The sequence below is a fragment of the Tsukamurella sp. II2bb genome (assembly GCF_057815145.1).
On the sequence record NZ_JBYPZI010000001.1, the window covers coordinates 68,032 to 86,594 of the forward strand.

At 72.6% G+C, this 18,563-nt stretch carries 14 protein-coding genes; 4 read left to right on the forward strand and 10 right to left on the reverse strand.

What is annotated here, in order from left to right; translation table 11 throughout:
* Positions 1-67: 67 nt before the first annotated feature.
* Together AC21LY_RS00405 and sigM are read right to left on the reverse strand one after the other, a co-directional pair.
* Positions 68-685 carry a hypothetical protein gene (locus AC21LY_RS00405; protein WP_489044144.1) on the reverse strand — a complete coding sequence of 206 codons (618 nt, stop codon included), beginning with the start codon at positions 683-685 and terminating at the stop codon, positions 68-70.
* A gap of 110 nt (positions 686-795) precedes the next feature.
* A complete protein-coding gene (gene sigM / locus AC21LY_RS00410; protein ID WP_489044145.1) occupies positions 796-1,428 on the reverse strand; it encodes an RNA polymerase sigma factor SigM in 633 nt (210 codons plus the stop codon).
* A gap of 201 nt (positions 1,429-1,629) precedes the next feature.
* Between sigM and AC21LY_RS00415 the strand changes: the two genes are divergently transcribed.
* The gene (locus tag AC21LY_RS00415; RefSeq protein ID WP_489044146.1) at positions 1,630-5,079 is read left to right on the forward strand and encodes a proline dehydrogenase family protein; all 3,450 of its coding nucleotides are present in this window, start codon (positions 1,630-1,632) and stop codon (positions 5,077-5,079) included.
* Between the two features lie 12 nt (positions 5,080-5,091).
* Here AC21LY_RS00415 and AC21LY_RS00420 read toward each other — a convergent pair whose 3' ends face one another.
* Positions 5,092-5,691: a DNA-3-methyladenine glycosylase I gene (locus tag AC21LY_RS00420; protein ID WP_489044147.1), complete on the reverse strand. Its 600-nt coding sequence runs from the start codon at positions 5,689-5,691 to the stop codon at positions 5,092-5,094.
* 115 nt (positions 5,692-5,806) lie between these two features.
* Between AC21LY_RS00420 and AC21LY_RS00425 the strand changes: the two genes are divergently transcribed.
* Entirely contained in the window at positions 5,807-6,682 is an 876-nt protein-coding gene (locus tag AC21LY_RS00425; protein ID WP_489044148.1) for a hypothetical protein, read from the forward strand.
* On the opposite strand, the gene AC21LY_RS00430 is transcribed toward AC21LY_RS00425, so the two are convergent.
* The 3 genes from AC21LY_RS00430 to AC21LY_RS00440 are packed head-to-tail and all read right to left on the reverse strand — an operon-like array spanning position 6,654 to position 13,698.
* Entirely contained in the window at positions 6,654-10,331 is a 3,678-nt protein-coding gene (locus tag AC21LY_RS00430; protein WP_489044149.1) for a lipid II flippase MurJ, read from the reverse strand. The genes AC21LY_RS00425 and AC21LY_RS00430 overlap by 29 nt on opposite strands.
* A complete protein-coding gene (locus AC21LY_RS00435) occupies positions 10,328-12,799 on the reverse strand; it encodes a glycoprotein (protein WP_489044150.1) in 2,472 nt (823 codons plus the stop codon). The genes AC21LY_RS00430 and AC21LY_RS00435 overlap by 4 nt, the downstream gene beginning before the upstream one ends.
* Positions 12,796-13,698 carry an NUDIX hydrolase gene (locus AC21LY_RS00440; protein ID WP_489044151.1) on the reverse strand — a complete coding sequence of 301 codons (903 nt, stop codon included), beginning with the start codon at positions 13,696-13,698 and terminating at the stop codon, positions 12,796-12,798. Before AC21LY_RS00440 ends, AC21LY_RS00435 begins: the two co-directional genes overlap by 4 nt.
* 75 nt (positions 13,699-13,773) lie before the next feature.
* Here AC21LY_RS00440 and AC21LY_RS00445 point away from each other — a divergent pair, with 75 nt between their 5' ends.
* Positions 13,774-15,243 (forward strand): CCA tRNA nucleotidyltransferase, encoded by a 1,470-nt coding sequence (locus AC21LY_RS00445; RefSeq protein WP_489044152.1) that lies wholly within the window; start codon positions 13,774-13,776, stop codon positions 15,241-15,243.
* 4 nt (positions 15,244-15,247) lie between these two features.
* Here AC21LY_RS00445 and AC21LY_RS00450 read toward each other — a convergent pair whose 3' ends face one another.
* Genes AC21LY_RS00450 through AC21LY_RS00465 form a run of 4 tightly spaced genes read right to left on the reverse strand, consistent with a single transcriptional unit; the run spans position 15,248 to position 17,729 of the window.
* Complete coding sequence (locus tag AC21LY_RS00450; RefSeq protein WP_489044153.1) at positions 15,248-15,541, reverse strand: type II toxin-antitoxin system RelE family toxin; 294 nt, start codon at positions 15,539-15,541, stop codon at positions 15,248-15,250.
* On the reverse strand, positions 15,538-15,813 hold the full coding sequence (locus tag AC21LY_RS00455; RefSeq protein WP_489044154.1) for a type II toxin-antitoxin system Phd/YefM family antitoxin: 276 nt from the start codon (positions 15,811-15,813) through the stop codon (positions 15,538-15,540). Before AC21LY_RS00455 ends, AC21LY_RS00450 begins: the two co-directional genes overlap by 4 nt.
* A gap of 49 nt (positions 15,814-15,862) precedes the next feature.
* Positions 15,863-16,399 carry a hypothetical protein gene (locus tag AC21LY_RS00460; protein ID WP_489044155.1) on the reverse strand — a complete coding sequence of 179 codons (537 nt, stop codon included), beginning with the start codon at positions 16,397-16,399 and terminating at the stop codon, positions 15,863-15,865.
* 1 nt (position 16,400) lies between these two features.
* Complete coding sequence (locus AC21LY_RS00465; protein WP_489044156.1) at positions 16,401-17,729, reverse strand: MFS transporter; 1,329 nt, start codon at positions 17,727-17,729, stop codon at positions 16,401-16,403.
* Between the two features lie 75 nt (positions 17,730-17,804).
* On the opposite strand from AC21LY_RS00465, the gene AC21LY_RS00470 reads away from it, so the two are divergent.
* Positions 17,805-18,434: a YqgE/AlgH family protein gene (locus AC21LY_RS00470; RefSeq protein WP_489044157.1), complete on the forward strand. Its 630-nt coding sequence runs from the start codon at positions 17,805-17,807 to the stop codon at positions 18,432-18,434.
* The last annotated feature ends 129 nt before the right edge of the window (positions 18,435-18,563 follow it).

The window sequence follows — 18,563 nt, forward strand, 5'->3', positions numbered from 1 at the left end:
TCCCGGGCCGACGTGTGTGCCAACAGCGGCGGGCCCCTGGATGTTCCCGCACTGCCCGGCGTCCAGGTTACGGTGTGCCCCGGCGCTCCGCCGAGACGCCGCTGAGCGTGCGGTGCACCAGGACGGACGAGGCCTCGCCCCAGGCGCAGGCCGCCGTCACGGCGAGCACTCGCAGTTCGCCGAGCGCTCCCCCGGGGAGGAGAAGGACGGTGACGTGATCACCGCGCAGTCGCATCGTGCCCGCGCCCAGCAGCGTGCGGTGCTGGGCCGGGACCGACGCGGCGTCCAGGCACCGGGCCAGCGCACGGGCGTCCGCGAAGGGGCCCCGGTCTCCGCCGGGGACGGCGGCGGCCAGGAGCACGCCGGTGTCCGGAAGGGCGGGTGAGTCCCGCACGGTGTTCAGTGCGACGGTGACGGCCAGGACGCTGACCGCGGCCGCGGCGGCACCGAGGAGGAAGCGGCGCTGGTGCAGCGGCGGCGTGGGTGCGGGGGCGGCGCGGATCGCGGCCGCGATCCGGCGGTCCCCGAGCGGGTTCTCGGCCGAGAGGCCCTCCGGGGCCGACCACTGCGCATAGGTGCGGTCGCGGTACTCGGCCAGGGCCGCGTCGAGCCGGGCTTCGTCCGCGCGACGACGGGGCCGTTCGTCATCCTCACCGCCGTCCGCCGGCGGTACTGCCTTCCGCATCGGAAACCTCCTCTCATGAATTGGACGCACCAGCCCTCCGATCGGTTCCCTCGATCGCAGTACATATTGTGCGGATGTCGTAGAACACGTCGTCGGAGCGCGGGCCGTGGTCAGCGCAGCAGGCGCTCGAGCCGGGCGCGGGCGCGGGCCCGCCGGCTCTTGACGGTGCCGGGCGCCACGCCGAGCAGTTCCGCCGCCTGCGCCACGGACAGTCCGTGCATGTCGACGGCCACGACGGCGGCCCGCTGGTCCTCGGGCAGCATGCGCAGGGCCGCCTCCACCGAGAGCCGGCGTTCCAGCTCCTCGGCACCGCGCCCGTCGTCCGATGCCAGCCCGCTCACGTCGTCGGGCATGGGCAGGGACGTCCGCACCTGATTGCGCCGGGCCCGGTCCAGGCAGGCGTTGACGACGATGCGGTGCAGCCAGCTCCCCACCTTGCAGTCGCCGCGAAAGCTCGGCGAGAGCTGGTAGGCGCGCAGCATGGCGTCCTGCAGGCAGTCCTCGGCGTCGGTGTAGTCGCGAATCGTGCGCAGTGCCGTCGCGCGCAGCTGCCGGCTGTGCCGGTGGAAGAGCTCGGCGAAGGCGTCGCCGTCGCCGCGGGCGGCAGCGGCGAGGAGGCGCTCGTCGGAGCGTTCGTCGCCGTCATCGCGCCCGGGCGGCGCAGCGCCGCCCGGGCCAGGTGCATCGGTCACCGGATCCCCCGACCCGGCCGACTGCGAGATGGTGTTCCCCCACTCGGTCATGGACGGATGGTAGGGGCGGAGATGACGGTTCTGAGGCGATTTCTTTGCAATTCGTCAACCGCACCGGTTGACGCCGGAAAATACGCGATCGCACATAGTCTCCCGCAGGCTCAGGTTCTGTACTACTATCCCGATAGGCCAGGTGGCGCACCCGTCGCTGTGGAACTTCCTTTCACTGCGCGAGCTATCAGGAGGCCTCTCATGGTCGAACCGTCCCGTCCGTCCGTTCCCCTGCACTCCGCCGGCGCCGGCGACGTCCCGTCCGACGCGGCCACCGTGGACGCCGCCGTCGCCCGCGCCCAGCGCTGGCTGCGTGCCAGTCGCGGATCCCGTCCCGCTGAGGTCGGCCGGCGGGAGGCCGCCGCAACCTCCAGTCTCGCAGCGCTGCTGCATGATCCGAGCGGCGTCGAGTTCACCATGGGCTTCGTCGATCAGGTCGCGCGGCCCGAGGACGACCACGTGGCCGCGAAGGCCCTACGCCGACTCGTCTCCCCCGCCGCAGGCGGGGCGCCGGGTAAGGCGTTCATGAGCCCCGTTGACGCGGCGCTGCTGCGCGCCGGCACCGTCGCCGCTGCGATCGCACCGTCGGTCGCGATGCCCGTAGCGCGCATGCGATTGCGGCAACTGGTGGGCCACTTGGTCTTCGACGCCGAGGGCGACAAGCTGCAGCGCCGCCTGCGACGTGCCCGCGAGGTGGGGGTCCGGCTGAACCTCAACCTGCTCGGCGAGGCGGTCCTCGGCCAGGGGGAGGCGGACGATCGCCTCGCCCGGACCCATGAGCTCCTCGACCACCCGTCCGTCGACTACGTCTCCATCAAGGTCAGTTCCGTGGTCGCCCAGCTCATCCCGTGGGATCTCGAGGGCAACCGTGACCGGATCGTCGAGCGGCTGCGGCCGCTCTACCGCACGGCCCGCGACGGGAGGAAGTTCGTCAACCTCGACATGGAGGAGTACAAGGACCTCCACCTGACCCTCGAGGTCTTCACGACGCTCCTGGGAGAGCCCGAGTTCCACTCCCTCACAGCGGGAATCGTGCTCCAGGCGTACCTTCCCGATGCACCCGGCGCTCTCGCTCGGCTGACGGAGTTCGCCCGCGCCCGCGTCGCCGCGGGCGGCGCCCCGATCAAGGTCCGCCTGGTCAAGGGCGCCAACCTCGCGATGGAGCGCGTGGACGCCGAGCTGCACGACTGGCCGCTCGCGACGTACGGGAGCAAGGCCGATGTCGACGCGAACTACCTGCGGATGGTCGATCGGGCCCTGCGCCCGGAGAACGCGGACGCGCTGCGGATCGGTGTCGCCTCCCAGAACCTCTTCTCCGTGGCGTACGCCGTCGAACTCGCGGAGCAGCGGGACGTGCAGCGGCAGTTGGACATCGAGATGCTGCAGGGTATGGCGCCGATGGAGGCGGCCGCGGTTCGGGCGGATGTAGGCTCGCTCATCCTGTACACGCCGGTCGTGCGCGCGGGCGACTTCAACGTGGCCGTGAGCTACCTGGTGCGGCGGCTCGAGGAGAACTCGTCGAGTGAGAACTTCCTCTACTCCATGTTCAGCCCCGATGCCGGAGCGATCGCCGTGGAGGAGGAGCGGTTCCGCACCGCGGCCGCCCGGCGGGAACTGGTGCAGGACGGCCCGAACCGCGTACAGGACCGCGGCCGCGAGACGGTCGTCGCCCAGGACGGCCCCTTCGTCGGGGAGCCGGACACCGATCCGTCGACCCCCGGCAACCGGGCATGGGCCCGCGCTGCACTGACGCGGCCGGACCACGTCGAACCGCCTGCGCGGGTGGAGGACCCGTCCGCCGTGGACGCCGCCGTGGACGCCGCGCTGACCGCGCAGCGCGCCTGGGCATCACGGCCCGCAGCGGAGCGGGCCGCGCTGCTGCACCGCGTCGCGGACGAACTCGCCCGGCGCCGCGGCGACCTCCTCACCGTGATGTCCTACGAGGCGGGTAAGACCGTCTCCGAGGCCGACCCCGAGATCTCCGAGGCCATCGACTTCGCGCGTTACTACGCTGACAGCGCGCTCGGCCTGCACGACGATGAGGCGGTCTTCACCCCGCACCGGCTGGTCGTGGTCACCCCGCCGTGGAACTTCCCCGTCGCCATCCCCCTCGGCGGCGTGCTGGCCGCCCTCGCCGCGGGTGCGGCGGTGATCATCAAGCCCGCGCCCCAGGTCCTCCGCTGCGGTACCGCCGCGATCGAGGCGCTGCACGCCGCGGGGGTGCCCACGGACCTGGTGCAGCTGGTGAACGCCGACGAGGCCGACGCGGGCCGGAGGCTCGTCACCCACCCCGCGGCCGACGCGGTCGTACTCACCGGTGCGAGCGAGACCGCGGCGCTGTTCCGTGGCTGGCGACCCGAGCTCGAACTGCTCGCTGAGACCTCGGGCAAGAACGCGATGGTCATCACCCCCGCCGCGGATCCGGACCTCGCCGCGAACGACCTGGTGCGCAGCGCTTTCGGGCATGCGGGCCAGAAGTGCTCGGCGGCGTCGCTGGCGATCCTCGTGGGCAGCGTCGGATCCTCGCGGCGGTTCCTGGGGCAGCTCAAGGACGCGGTCCGGACCCTCGTCGTGGGAGAGGGACACGACCTCGGCACCACCGTGGGCCCCCTGATCGAGCCCGCGGCGGGCAAGCTGCTGCGGGGCCTGACCCGGCCGGGCCCCGGCGAGAGCTGGCTCGTCGAACCGCGCAAGCTGGACGACGCCGGCCGGCTGTGGAGCCCGGGCGTCCTCGACGGCGTGGCCGAGGGCAGTTGGTTCCACACGACGGAGCTCTTCGGTCCGGTGCTCGGGATCATGCGCGCCGCCACCCTCGACGATGCGCTGCGGCTGCAGAACTCCACCGGATACGGCCTCACCGCCGGCCTGCACAGTCTCGACCCCGGCGAGATCGCCCATTGGCGGGAGAAGGTGGAGGCGGGGAACCTCTACATCAACCGGCACATGACCGGTGCCATCGTGCAGCGGCAGTCCTTCGGCGGATGGAAGCGATCCTCCATCGGGCCGGGCGCTAAGGCAGGCGGTCCCAACTACGTGGCCCAGTTCGGACACTGGGCCGATAAGGCGGTGCCGACCGCTCCCGAGGTCGCGTCCACGGTGTTCAGCGAGCGGATCATCGCCGCCGCACGGCACCTCGGGGACGAGGACGTCGCCTGGCTGCACGCGGCCGCCGCTTCCGATCAGTGCGCCTGGGAGCGCGAGTTCGGCGTCGAGCACGACCCGACGGGGCTGGCGAGCGAGGCGAACGTCTTCCGCTACCGGCCGCTCCCCCACCTGGAGGTGCGGGTGGGCGCGGGGGCGCGCCCCCGCGACCTCGTGCGGCTACAGCTCGCCGCCGCCCGCACCGGCACGCGGCTCGACATCACGGCGAGCCCCGACGCGCCCGCCCTGCCCTTCGAGGCCCCCGTCCGTGCGGTGCGGGAGTACGCCGACGGGCTCGGCGGCCGCGCGGAACCCGTGCGCATCCGCGTGCTCGGTACCCCGGAACCCGAGGTGGCTGCGGCTGCGGCCGAGCACGGCCACAGCGTGCTCCGCGGCCCGGTGCTGCTCTCCGGCCGCCGCGAGCTGCTGACCGTCCTGCGGGAGCAGGCCGTCAGCACCACCCGCCACCGCTACGGGCACCTCGCCGCCGAGACCGGCACCCACGGCTAGGTCGCCGGTACGCTACGCCCACACCCCCGAGGTGCCCCGCCGGTGGCTGCCGACGAGGTGATCGTCGACGATGCCCACCGCCTGCATCAGCGCGTACATCGTGGTCGGCCCCACGAACCGGAAGCCGCGGCGGCGCAACTCCTTCGACAGTGCGACCGACTCCGGGGAGGTGGCCGCCACGTCCGCCATCGTGCGCGGGGCGGGGGTGTGTTCGGGCCGGAAGGACCAGACCAGATCGACCAGCCCGCCGTCCTCGCGCAGCGCCACGACCGCCCGGGCGTTGCCGATCGTCGCCTCGATCTTCTGCCGGTTCCGGATGATCCCGGCATCGGCCATCAGGCGTTCGACGTCCCGCTCGTCGAACGCGGCCACCGCGTCGGGATCGAAGTCGGCGAACGCCGCCCGGAAGGCCGGGCGCTTGCGCAGCACCGTCGCCCAGGACAGGCCGGCCTGGAAACCCTCCAGGGCGATGCGCTCGAAGAGCCCCCGCTCGTCCCGGACCGGCATGCCCCACTCGGTGTCGTAGTACTCGCGCAGCAGGCCCTCGGCCGCCCAGGCCGGGCGGGCCAGCCCGTCATCGCAGATCACCACGCCGTCGCTGTGTTCCGTCATCTCGCCCCCTCCGATCGACAGCGCCCGGGAGAGGCGCCGTCTTCGCACCGTAGAGCACGGCACCGACAAGTCCGGCCCAAGGGAGCCTTCAGCGCCGGCGGCAAGGATCGGACCCATGCCCGTCCGGCTCGAGAACCTCCGGCTGATCCGCGCACGCTGGTGCCTGCTCGCGGCCGCGCAACCCCTGCTCGCCGCCGCGGGTGCACCGCTGCCCTTCCGGGTCACCGTCGACGGGGGCGAACGCGGGGTCGCCCGGTACGACGCCTCGTCGTCGGCGGGCGCCACTCTGGCCTGGTTCGGCCCGGGCAGGGCCGTCCTCTCCTGCGGCGACCTGGGATGGCGCGTCCCGGGCGCGCCGGGGGCGGCCGAACGACTGGCGGGAGCACCGTCGTGGCTGGACCACGTGACGGCGCTCGACCACCGGATCGGGCCGGGCCGGTACGGCTGGACCGGGATCTGGGACGACGATGCCCTCATGGCCGGTGCGGAGCCCGAGCCCGGGGCGCCGCTCCCCCCGGTCGGTGGATCCGAGGAGGTCGCCGCGGCGCTCGGCGCGCGCCTGGAGAACGCCGACGGGATGCATCACGTGGTCCGGATGTGCGAGTACGAATGGCTCGACGCCGTGTCGTGGTGGGCGGCCTTCGGCGCGCTCGCTCCGGACCGGATGCTCGACGAGGCCTGGCAGCGGCTGCGGGACTGCGGGCTGACGCAATGGACGGGCGCGGGCCCGCGGTACGACGGTGTCCCGGGCCGCGATCCGGAGCAGGCGAGGGCGGCTGCGGAGGAGCACGCGCGGGAGCGGGGGTTGCAGATCCCGGAGGAGGTGCGGGTGGTATCGACGTTGCGTACCGGAACCGGTTGGCGGGTGCGGTTTCTCGACTACCGCGATGCGGGATCCGCTGGGCCGCTGGTGATCTCGGTCCCGGATTCGGGTGCGGTGTGGATCGACGACGACCGGGGCGTCAGGAACCCTGGAAGGACACCTGGTTGATCGTGGTGTACCAGTCGTTGCCGGATTCCTTGGTGAGTCCGGTGATCCACACCAGGACGTAGCGGGAGCGCGGAGCGACGCTGCTCACGTGGAAATCGTTGGCGCCGGGGCGGAGGGTGCCGGACCACACCAGCGAGGTCTCGTCCAAGGACTTCACGGAATCCTTGGTGGCGGTGCGCACCTCGATCGTGGTGCCGCTGCTCGGGGAGGTGATCGTGCCGCGGGTCAGGGAGACCGCCTTGTCGAGGGTCACCAGGAAGCCGACCCCCTTCTTGAGGTTGCCGAACGCGGGACCGGCCTTGTAGGTGTCCGTCTTCCACGACGGGCTCTTCCCGGTGAGCACGTTCGACAGGTTGGCCGCCGAATCCTTGGAGGAGGCGAAATCCACGAGCGAGACGTCGGTCGCCTTGACGGGCGCGCCGACCCCGGGAGCAGGCGCGGCGGCCGTGTTCGACCCGGGGGACGCGCTCGAGGTGTACAGCGAGCTCACACCCGACTGTGTGTCCTTACCGCCGGTCAAGCTGCTGATCAGCAGGGTGAGGCCGATGATCACCAGCAGGGCCACCGCGCAGGCCGCGATCACGAGCAGCGGCACGTTCTTCTTGCCGCCCGAGATCCGCTGCAGCAGGGTGGACTTCGCCGCACCCGGGGTGGCGGGTGGGGTCTGCTCGGCCGCCGGGATCGAGCTCGGCGCGGGCCGGGCGGCCTGGCGCGGCGTCTCCCGGGGGGCCTCCTCCCGCACCGGCGTCAGCAGATCCGTCTTGACGTCGACGACCGACGCCTGATCGAGCAGCTGCTGGACGGTGGCGGCGGTGCGGATGCCCTGGCCGCCCTCGAGGGTGCGGGTGGCGACGGCCGAGATCTCGAAGGGGATGTCGCGCTTGGCGTCCCGCGGCTCGACCGGGTTGCCGTTCGCGTCGGCATCCGCCTGCCGGATACCGGCGACGGTGCCCTTCCCGGTGGTCACGGTGCGGCCCGTCGCATCGTCGAGCGGCCAGCGTTCCAGGAGGAGGGCGTACAGCACGGCGCCCAGGCCCCGGACGTCCGACTCCTTCGAGGCGTCGGCGAGCGTGCCGGGGAAGGCGAGGTAGGCGTGGCCGTCCTGCGAGATGCGGACGCGGTCCGGGTGGTCGATCGACAGTGCCGCGCCGGCGCGGTGAGCGCCCTCGGCGGCGCCGGCCAGCGCACGCACGGCCTTCGCCGCGCCGATCGCCGACGGGTGCGTGCCGGCGACGTCGGCCAGCGAACTGCTGGGTATCCACTCCGCCACCACGATGCCGCCCGAGCTGCCGCGCACCACGTCGAGGACGCGGGCCAGGCCGTTCGAGTGGACGCGCCCCAGGCGCAGTGTGCGGGAGAGGATGGACTGCGGGCCCTCGCCGCGCAGGCTGATCTGGGCGCCGCGCTCGGGGACGGGGGCCGTCTGCTCCGAGTCGACGAAGGTCAGCGCCACGTCCCGATCGAGGTTGATGTCGCGCGCCTGCCAGAACTGCAGCCCGCGGATGCCGCCGTAGTGCTCGATCAGCCGGTACCGGCCGCCGGCGACCACCGCGCCGGGAATCAGCTCGGGGCCGCGGGGTGTCTCGCCCTCGTCCCAAGCCGTGGCGCCGGACTCCTGCGCCGCCGGGAGGCCGGCCTGCGGGGCATCCGGCACCGACGGCAGCGGCATCCGTCCGGTCCCCGGTGCCTCGTTGCCGGACGTGCCTGCGGAGTCGTCCTCGGTCACTGCGAATGCTCCTCTTCTGCGGTATCGAAGGCCCGTGGTCGGTGTCTGCGCGGTCGCCCGCGGGCGCCGGGGAACATGGCTTTGACCAGCATACGGGAGGCCGATGTCGTCGGCGATCCGCGGCAGCTGGGCCGTGATCTCCTCGCGGCGCAGGCTGGCGTAGGCCTCCAGCTCGTCGAGCCGCATCTCCCGGGTGTCCGGGGTGCTCGAGGCCTGCGGTGCGGAGTCCGACGGTGCGCTTGGGCGCAGCGCCGGCACGAACCGGGCCGCGAGCCGGCGCAGGGGCGCCAGGATCGCCAGCACGTCCGGTACCCGCCAGAGCGCGAGCAGCGCGTAGATCAGTGTGAGGCTGAGGGCACCCGCCATGGCGAGGTACAGGAAGGCGCCGAGCGGACCGCTGCGGTCGACCGCTTTGAGCACGCCCAGCTGCATGATCGCGTACACGGTCACGGTCACCAGTACGGAGACGGTGACCGTCTGCACCAGGGTGCGGGTGACGTTGGTCAGGTGCAGCGGCCCGAGGGTCCGGCGCAGGAGGTACCAGCCCATGATCGCGCCGGCGGTGTAGGCCAGGCCGCGCGCCGTGCCCACGAACTCGACGATCCGGTGGTCGCCCTCCACGAACACCGGCACCAGGTAGGACAGGGCGATCTGCACGGCCACGATCGCGATCACGATGCCCGTCGGGATCCACGCCCGCTCCTGCGCGTAGAACACCCGCAGGTGGATCAGCACCATCGCGTACGGAACGAGCACGAACGCCGAGAAGGAGATCGCCGTGCCGAGGAAGTTCGCGTCGTCCTGGCTGAACTCGCCGAAGTTGAACAGCGCCCGCCCGATGGACGGGCCGAAGACGGTCATGAAGACGACGATCGGGACCAGCGCCACCATCGTGATGCGGGTGGCCACCGACAGATCGTCGAGCACGGCGTTGCGGTTGCCCTCCGCGGCGTTGCGCGACAGGCGCGGCATCACCGCGGTCAGGAGCGCCACCCCGATCACGCCGTACGGCAGCTGCAGCACCATCCAGGCGTACTGGTAGATCGCGGGCCCACCGTCGGAGGCGTGGGACAGGATCGGGGTGACCGCGTACCAGCCCGCCTGCGAGATGAAGACGTAGGTGACGATCGCGATGCCCATGCTGCCGAAGTGCTTGAGCCGGTCGTCGACGCCCCACCGCAGGCGCAGCTTGATCCCGGAGCGCCGCATGGCGGGCAACTGGATCAGCGCCTGGAGCACCACGCCCAGGGTGCTGCCGATCCCGAGCACCAGCAGCTTGGGCTGTCCCATCTCGGTGGGATCGAGCGTGAGTTCGCCCGGCATCAGGTAGAAGGTCACCAGCGTGGCGATCTGCACGGCATTGCAGGCGACCGGGGCCCACGCGCCGGGTTTGAACTCGTCGCGGGTGTTGAGCATCGCCGTGAACAGGGCGGAGAGCCCGTAGAACATCAGCTGCGGCAGGAACATGATCACGAGCGCCTGCGTGAGGCCCTCGTCGACCTTCGAACCGCCGACCAGCAGCCCGACCAGCAGCGGCGACAGTGCCAGCGAGGCGATGAGGGCGATGCCGAGGATCGTCAGGGAGAGGGTGAAGAGACGCTCGAAGAAGGCCTGTCCCCGGTCCTTGTCCTCCATCTCCGCGCGGACCAGTACGGGGATCACCAGCGCCGTCAGGACCTGACCGAGAACCAGCTCGGAGACCTGCTGCGGCATCTGATTGGCAATGCTGAAGGCCGAGGCGATCGCGGGCCCGAGGATCGCCGCGAGGAGCACGGTGCGCAGGAAGCCGGTGACGCGCGAGGTCAGCGTCGCGACCGCGACGGAGCCGGTGGAGCGCAGGAGGCTGGCGGTGCCGGCGTCGTCCTTCCCGCCGGCGGCGGGACTGCTGCTCGGCGGGATGTGCCGGGGCTCGGCGCGGCTCATGTGTCCTTCGGTTCCGGGTTCTCGTTCGGGGCGGGCGGTCGATGTGCAGCGTAACTGTTCGCGATCCGCTTCTCGTGCTCGTCGGGCGCAGGACGATCCGCATCCGCCGGATCGGGACGGCCGCGGAAGCGGCGCCACAGGCGCCGGCCGGCCAGCAGTACCAGCAGGATCCCGGCGCCGCAGGTGATCCAGAACAGCGGCTTGCCGTAGGCGTTGGAGTGCACCGAGACGGAGATCGGATCGCCCAGCGGCATGTTGCTGCTCGAGCGCAGCGTGAGCTGGACGGAGATCTGCCGCGAGTAGTCCACCGTCGTGGGCAGCTCGATCTGCCGGGTGCCGCGCGCGGGCAGCTCCTGCACCTCGGAGGCGTCGATGGTGACGCCCTCGGGGGCGGACCAGTCGATCACCGTCCGGATCGGCAGCGGCAGATCGTTCCGGGCGACGATGAGCAGCGGCGACTTGTCCGAGGCCAGGGTGTAGGCGCCGCCGGGGGTGACGAACCGGACCGACTGCAGCTGCGCGGCCATCGACGCGCGCGCGGCCGTCAGGCGGATGGCGGCGTCACCGTCGACGGCGGGTCTCGACGGTGCCCACCGCAGCGCACGCACCGCGTCCTCGCGCAGGGGCGAGGTGTACATCCGCGGGGTGAGGGCGCTCTTCGGCAGGGGAAGAAGGGCCGCGCCGAGCTGGTCGACCTGCCGGACGTGCGCCGCCGCGGCCGTGACGATCCGGTCCGGGACGCGGGAGGCCGTGGTCCCCGGGGGCTGGCGCAGCGTCCAGGGGTCCGCAGCGCGGGCCGGGTCCCGGCCCGCGGACTGCGCGGAGGCGACCACGTCACGGAAGGTGCGCGGTTCCGCGAGGCCGGTGCCGAACTGCGCCGAGACGGCGTCGAGGACGGCGCGGGCGTCGTCGGGCCCGGCGGCCCAGACCTGCGGCGGCACGATCAGCGTGGTCCGGCCGGTGACCTGGGCGACGGGGTCCGTCGCCGTGCTCGCCGCCCAGCCGCCCGGTGGCGCGTAGCGCTGCGTGGGGTCGAGGGCGGCGGCGGTGACGGCGCCGACGGCGGCCTGCCGGCGCATCGTCGCGGATTCCTCTGCGATGGTGAAGGTCGAGGACGTGGGCACGGTCCCCGTCGGGCCCGGGGCGACGCCGCGTTCGGCACCGTCGGGGACGCGCCCCATCGCGGCGAGCGCGGCGGAGACGCTGGGATCGAAGACCGCGGCACCGATGCCCTGCCCCACCGGCACGATGCCCGACGGTGCCCCGCGCCCGCGGTCCGGCGCCTTCACCGCGGTGGCGGCGACGACCGTCGCCGAGAAGTCGGAGGCGCGCAGCTGCCGGGCTCCGTCGGACAGGAGAACCCCGGACGTCGGGAGCGCGACGCCGCGTACCGACTGCACGCCCAGGATCGAGTCGATCACGTCGGACGGGGTGTCCAGCGCCGCGCGCTGCAGAGAGGGCTCCGCGGAGCGGCCGAGAGCCTCGAGATCCACCTGGCCGAAGGGCAGCGCCACCACGCACGAGTCGGCGGCGACGTGCTTGAGTCGCTCCAGCCAGGCGGTCGCCTGGTCGCTGCCGGTGCCGGCGGTGCTGGGCCCGCGCGGGTCGGCGGGATTGCGGGAGACGCGATAGGGGCCGGTCATCGCCTGGACGGTGACGAGCAGGTCCGGATCGATCGCGAGGCAGGCGGAGGCGCGCAGCGCGGTGCGGCGCGGGTCGGGCCCGCGGGTCGCGTCCTCGTAGGCGGACAGCAGGCCGTCGAGCCGGCCGCCCCCGGCGAGCGAGCCGGCGAGGGCGTCGTCGACGAGCCGGACCGGCACGTCGCCCCCGCCGGGCACGCCGCCGGCGAGTTTCGGGTTGTCGGCGAGCGGCCACAGCAGCGTCACCTGCGCGGGCGAGCTGGTTACCGCCTTGTCGACGGTGTCGGCCGTGTCGGTGCCGCCGGCCGGCAGGCTGAGCACGGGCAGCAGGGTCCGGGAGTCGTCGAGGCGGGCCTCACCGCCGTACGCGGGCTTGCCGTTGAGATTCAGCAGGATCGGGTACACGCCGGGGCGGTCGATGCCGAGGGTGGGGCCCCGCGTGGCCGGCGTGGCCCGTACGGGGATGGAGACCGCGAAGGACGTCCGCTCCCCCGGTCTGAGCACCTTCGACACCGACTCGAACCGGCCGAGCGTGTCGTAGACGTTGTTGTCGGCGACCATGTCCGAGCGGAGCTGCGCAGACGTCGAGACCGCGGGAGCGCGCTGGATCCGCAGGCCGAGGTCGCTGACGTCGCGGTCGCCGAAATTCGTCACGCTGCCGCGCACGACGACCTCGTTCGGCGAGGTGTCGGTGATCCGGGAGGTCACCTCGTCGACATCGATCCGGACGAACTGCGCATCGGGCAGGCCGGCGCCGCTCGGCGCGGGGAGGCCGGTGATCGCGATCAGGAGCGTCAGCACGCACAGGAGGCGGGCCGACCGACTCACGTCTGACCGCTCCCGCCACCTCCGCTGCGCCGGCCGCGCGCGCGACGCCCGCCCCGCCGGCGACGGGGCTTGGGTGGATCGTTGCGGACGGCGTTGCGCTCCGCGGCGGCGCGCTCGTAGGCCGACGGCTCGCTGCGCGGCTCGGCCGCCTCTCGGGCCGCCAGTTCGTCCGGGCGGGCGGCCAGGTCCTCGATGACGGTGCGGGCCGTCGCGACGAGCTTGCGCTCGTCCGAATAGGTGAGCCGGGTCGCGAGCTCGGCCAGCGGAACCCAGGCGACCTCGGAGACCTCGTAGTCCTCGGTCGAGAGGTCGCCGCTCTGCCAGGAGAGCAGGAAGTGATGCACGGTCTTGTGCACGCGGCGGCCCTCGACGGCGAACCAGTAGTCGATCTTGCCGATGGGTGCGAGCACCGAGCCGGTGAGGCCCGTCTCCTCCGCGACCTCGCGGATGGCGGTCTGTTCGGCCGTCTCCCCCGCTTCGATGTGCCCCTTGGGCAGCGACCACAGGGTGCGGCCCCGCCGGTCGACGCGGCCGATGAGGGCGGCCCGCAGCTCGGCGGCACCGTCGAGGCCGGCCACGACGAGGCCACCGGCGGAGGTCTCCCGGACGGTCCGGACGCGCGAATCCGGCCGGGCCCGGCCGACCGCGGGGCGTTTGGCCTTCGAGGTCGGGGTGCCCTGCTTGCGCGCGGACCCGGCCTGCTGAACCGGCTCCGACGGTGCCTCGGCCCCCTCCGGAGGCGCCTTCTGATCGGTGACCGACGCGAGCTGGCCGCGGCCGCGGCCGCGGCCGCCACGACGGCGCCGACGCCGTGGCCGGGCTGCGCCCGGCGTGGCGTCGCCGACCGGACCCGGGCGCTGGGGGCGGCCCGGGGAGTCGGCGGATTCGGCGGAAGTCACCCCCCGATGCTACTGGCCGGTTCCGTCCCCGGACGCCACCGTCGCGTTTTCCGCGCGGCAGTAGACTGACCGGTCGTGACAGACAGCTCCCCCGACGGCGCCGCCGAGGCGCGCGCCGAACGCCGGACCCGGCTCCTCGCGGCGGCCCACATCTCGCTGCGCGGATTGTCCGACGTACTGGCCCCGCTGGGCGCTCGCTTCGCCGATGCCGGGCATGAGCTGTACCTCGTCGGCGGATCGGTCCGCGATGCGCTCCTCGGCCGCCTGACGAGCGATCTGGACTTCACCACCGACGCCCACCCGGAGCAGGTGCAGGAGCTGCTGCGCGGCTGGGCCGACGCGATGTGGGACACCGGGATCGAGTTCGGCACCGTCAGCGCCGCCTTCCACGACCAGCAGATCGAGATCACCACCTACCGGGCCGAGGCCTACGACCGGGTGACCCGCAACCCCGTCGTGCGGTTCGGCGAGAACCTGCACGACGACCTGGTGCGCCGCGACTTCACGGTCAATGCGATGGCCGTGCGGATCGGCCGTGACGGCGCGGAGGACTTCCAGGACCCGCTGAACGGGCTCGACGCCCTGCTCGCCGGTGTGATCGACACCCCGGCGACCCCGGAGGAGTCCTTCTCCGACGATCCGCTGCGCATGCTCCGCGCCGCCCGCTTCGTCTCCCAGTTGGGCTTCGCCGTGGCGCCGCGGGTGCAGGCCGCCATGACGGACATGGCTGCGGAGATCGACCGGATCACCGCCGAGCGGGTCCGGGCCGAGCTGGACAAGCTGATCCTGGGCGAGTACCCCGTCGACGGCATCGTGCTGCTCGTGGACACCGGGCTCGCGCAGCGCGTGATCCCGGAGATCCCCGGGATGAAGCTCGCCATCGACGAGCACCACCAGCACAAGGACGTCTTCTGGCACTCGATGACGGTGCTCAAGCAGGCCATCGACCTCGAGGAGTCCGATCCGGACCTCGTCCTGCGCTGGGCCGCGCTGCTGCACGACATCGGCAAGCCCGACACCCGCCGGCACGAGCCGAACGGCGGCGTCTCCTTCCACCACCACGAGGTGGTCGGCGCGAAGATGGTGCGCAAGCGGATGCGGGCCCTGGCCTACCCGAAGGCGGTCACCGAGGACGTCGCGCAGCTCGTCTTCCTGCACCTGCGCTTCCACGGCTACGGCGACGGCCAGTGGACCGATTCCGCGGTCCGCCGGTACGTCACCGACGCCGGGCCGCTGCTCCCCCGGCTGCACAAGCTGGTCCGCGCCGACTGCACGACCCGCAACAAGCGCCGCGCCGCGAAGCTGCAGGCCACCTACGACGGTCTGGAGCAGCGCATCGCGGATCTCGCCGCCAAGGAGGACCTCGCGCGCGTGCGGCCGGACCTCGACGGCAACGCGATCATGGAGCTCCTCGGGCTGCAGCCGGGCCCCGAGGTGGGCGCGGCGTGGAAGTTCCTCAAGGAGTTGCGCCTCGACCGCGGTCCCCTCGACCGCGACGAGGCCGAGACCGAGCTGAAGAAGTGGTGGGCCGCCCGCCAGGGCTGAGCGATCAGCGCGGACGGTAGACGTGCGCGCGATGATCGATGTCGGTGATGAGGATCGCGTGGGCGTCCTCGTCGATGCGCAGCAATACCCGGTAGGCACCGCGTCGCGCGCTGCGGCGCCCCGCGAGATCGTCCCGAAGCGGCTTGCTCAGCCGGTGCGGATTCTCCGCGAGCGGTCCGGTGATGAACTCGACCACCGCTGCGGCGATCTTGAGCGGCAGTCGTTCCAGGGCGCGTTGGGCGGCGCGACCGAACCGGACCTCGTACACCGATCGGGCGCCGGATGCGCCGGTGGTCACCGTGGCGGCAGCCCGAAGCGGGCACGGACCTCGTCGCCCGTGGCGGCTTCGCCTGCGGCGTACGTGGCCTCGGCTTCGGCGATCGCCTCAGCGGTGCCGCTCCGCGAGAGCCAGAAAATGGTCTCCTGCATGGATTCCAGGTCGTCGACCGACATCAGCACCGCCGCCGCACGGCCGTGCCGGGTGATCGTGATGATGTCGTGTGTGTTCTCGGCGCTGTCGATCAGCGCCGAGAGCCGGTCCTTCGCCTCGCCGAGGGGCACCGTCGTCATAGTGGTCATTGTAACCTCACTCCTAGCCTTATTCCGGCCATAATTCTGGCTAGAACTCCGAGGTCCCGGTGCCGGGGCCGAGCGGGACGGCACCGTCCGCCGTCTCGTCACCGTCGGTGTCGAAGAGGAGGACGTCGGGCGTACCGTCCCCGTCCGTGTCTCCGACCGCCTGACGGGCCGGCTGCCCCGGTTCCGGCGGGACCGCGGTCACGGTGGCGCGGGTATCGGGGACCTGGGCGACGCCCGGTATCGGGCAGGTCGACGGTGCCGCCCGCCCCGCGGTGCCGGCGGCGGGTCCCTGTGCGTGCGCCTGGCCGGCCCCGGACGCCCGGTCCGGTTCGGGAGCGGCGGTGGGTACGGACCACTGGCCCGAGCCGTCGTCGCGGAAGGCGGTCTCGCGGACCCCGTCGTCGTCGAGATCGAGCGCGGCGACGTCGGCGCGCCCGTCCCCGTCGAGGTCGACCATCGCATCGTCGACCCGGCCGTCCCCGTCGAAGTCCAGCAGCACCGCCCCCTGCTCCGCGGGCGAGGTCCAGCGGGTGACCGTCTCGCCGTCGCCGAACCAGTACTCGATCAGATCCCCCATATCAATTGGACGCGCCAGCGGCCTCCGCGGTTCCCGGGCGGCGGTAGAGCGCCATCACCGCGCCGACGGCGACGGCGTACAGGAGGCCACCGAAGGCGGCGAGGGGGCGGCAGACCCCGTCGAGGGGCACCACCGCCGCGGCGATGGCGATCGCCCCCACGAACGTGGCGTTGAACAGCGCGTCCTGGAAGGCGAAGACCTGGCCGCGCCGCTCGTCCGGCACGTCGAGCTGCATCGCCGCGTCGCCGGAGAGCTTGACCACCTGCCCGGCGAGGCCGAGCAGTGCGGCGGCGGCGACCAGGACGGCGAAGTTCAGCGTGAGCACCGTGAACTGCGTCAGGCATGCCGCGACCAGCGCGCCGACCACGGTGTTGCGGCGTCCCCACCGCGCCACCGCGATGGGCGTGAGCACAGCGGCGACGAACATGCCGACCGCCGTCGCGCCCGCCACGGAGCCGAACCCGGCCAGCCCCAGCGTCCCGTCGGTGAAGTGGTGGCGGGTCAGCAGGAGCAGCATCATCGTGTTGAAGCCGAAGACGATGCGGTGCGCCCCCATGCCCGTCAGGGCGGCCGTCACCGACGGTGCCCGCCACGCGGCGAACGCGCCGTGCGCGAGTCCCGCGGCGATGTCGCCGAGCGCGGAGGCGGGCTTCTCGTGCTTGCCGGTGAGGTCGTGGTCGGGCCCGAGGACCCCCGCGGGGAACCGGGTGGACAGCAGCGCGCCCAGCACCGCGACGAGAACGGCGCAGGCGAGGACCCCGGCGCCGCCCACGTCGTCGGAGCCGAAGACCGCCCGCAGCCCGACCGCCGTGCTCGCGCCCACCGCCGTCGCACCCGCTCCCAGCGTGGTGGTCAGGGAGTTGATCGCGACGAGCTGTGGCCGGTCGACGACGTGCGGGAGCGCGGCGGAGAGCCCCGATGCCACGAACCGTCCGGCGCCGCCGACGGCCAGCGCGACGACGAAGATCGCCGTCTCCCCCGCCCCCGACGCGAGTACCGCGGCGCACGCCGCGATGAGCAGCGCGCGGGCGAGATTGGCGACGATGAAGACTCGCCGCCGGTCCCACCGGTCCAGCAGTGCGCCGGCGAAGGGGCCGATCACCGAGTAGGGCAGCAGCAGCACCGCGAGGCCGGTGGCCACCGCGGCCGGGCTGGCGCTGCGCTCGGGATTGAAGACGATGGCGGTGCCGAGCCCGGCCTGGAACAGGCCTTCCGCGTACTGGCTCAGGAGCCGTACACCGAGCAGGCGCAGCAGGTCGGGGAGGTCGCGGAAGGTCCGCCACGCCGGTTTCGCAGCGGCGGCCGGTGCATCCGCTCCGCTGGTCGTCACGCGCTACAGCCTATCGGCGAGGACGCTTCCCCGTCGCCGGACGCCCGATGGTCGTCGACGTGCCATGATGGGGGTGTGGGTCCCGATCGTTCGAATGAGTCCGCACCGGGCGGCGCGTCCTCCGGCGAGTCCGGGGACGCGGCCTTCGAGGTGTCCTCGGGCGCGCTGCTGGTCGCCTCGCCGGAGCTGGTCGAGCCGACGTTCGCCCGCACCGTCGTCTATCTGATCGAGCACAACGAGTCGGGCAGCCTGGGCGTGGTTCTCAACCGGCCCAGCGAGTCGGCGGTGCACGGCGTGCTGCCTCAGTGGCACGACCTGGCGGCCAAGCCGAAGGCCGTCTTCGTGGGCGGCCCGGTGAACCAGTCCGCAGCGCTGTGCCTGGGTGTGGTCAAGGCCGGGGTCGATGTGAACGGCATCCGCGGCCTGCAGCCCGTCGCCGGCCGCGTGGTCCTGGTGGACCTGGACTCCGATGTGGACATGATGGACGAGCTGCTCGACGGGGTGCGCGTCTTCGCCGGGTACAGCGGCTGGGGCATGGGTCAGCTCGACGACGAGCTGGCGCGCGACGACTGGATCCCGTGCACCTCCGTGCACACGGACGTGCTGGTGCCCGCCAGGGTCGACCTGTGGGGCAAGGTCCTGCGCCGTCAGGGCCTGCCGACCGCTCTGCTCGCCACCCACCCGGTGGACGTCTCCGTCAACTGACAGCACCGTGGGCCCTTGGCGATGCCCGGGCCCCCGGTCGGCTGGCGACCGCTCACGATGTCGGGTTCTGGTGCGTCAGAGGTGTTTTTGTGTACACCCTTAGTAACCAAAAAACAAAAAGCGGAGGGG

Coding starts and splice junctions, on each gene's coding strand:
- AC21LY_RS00405 (WP_489044144.1), bottom strand. CDS start 685: ATGCGGAAGGCAGTACCGCCGGCGGACGGCGGTGAGGATGACGAACGG.
- sigM (WP_489044145.1), bottom strand. CDS start 1,428: ATGACCGAGTGGGGGAACACCATCTCGCAGTCGGCCGGGTCGGGGGAT.
- AC21LY_RS00415 (WP_489044146.1), top strand. CDS start 1,630: ATGGTCGAACCGTCCCGTCCGTCCGTTCCCCTGCACTCCGCCGGCGCC.
- AC21LY_RS00420 (WP_489044147.1), bottom strand. CDS start 5,691: ATGACGGAACACAGCGACGGCGTGGTGATCTGCGATGACGGGCTGGCC.
- AC21LY_RS00425 (WP_489044148.1), top strand. CDS start 5,807: ATGCCCGTCCGGCTCGAGAACCTCCGGCTGATCCGCGCACGCTGGTGC.
- AC21LY_RS00430 (WP_489044149.1), bottom strand. CDS start 10,331: ATGAGCCGCGCCGAGCCCCGGCACATCCCGCCGAGCAGCAGTCCCGCC.
- AC21LY_RS00455 (WP_489044154.1), bottom strand. CDS start 15,813: ATGACGACGGTGCCCCTCGGCGAGGCGAAGGACCGGCTCTCGGCGCTG.
- AC21LY_RS00460 (WP_489044155.1), bottom strand. CDS start 16,399: ATGGGGGATCTGATCGAGTACTGGTTCGGCGACGGCGAGACGGTCACC.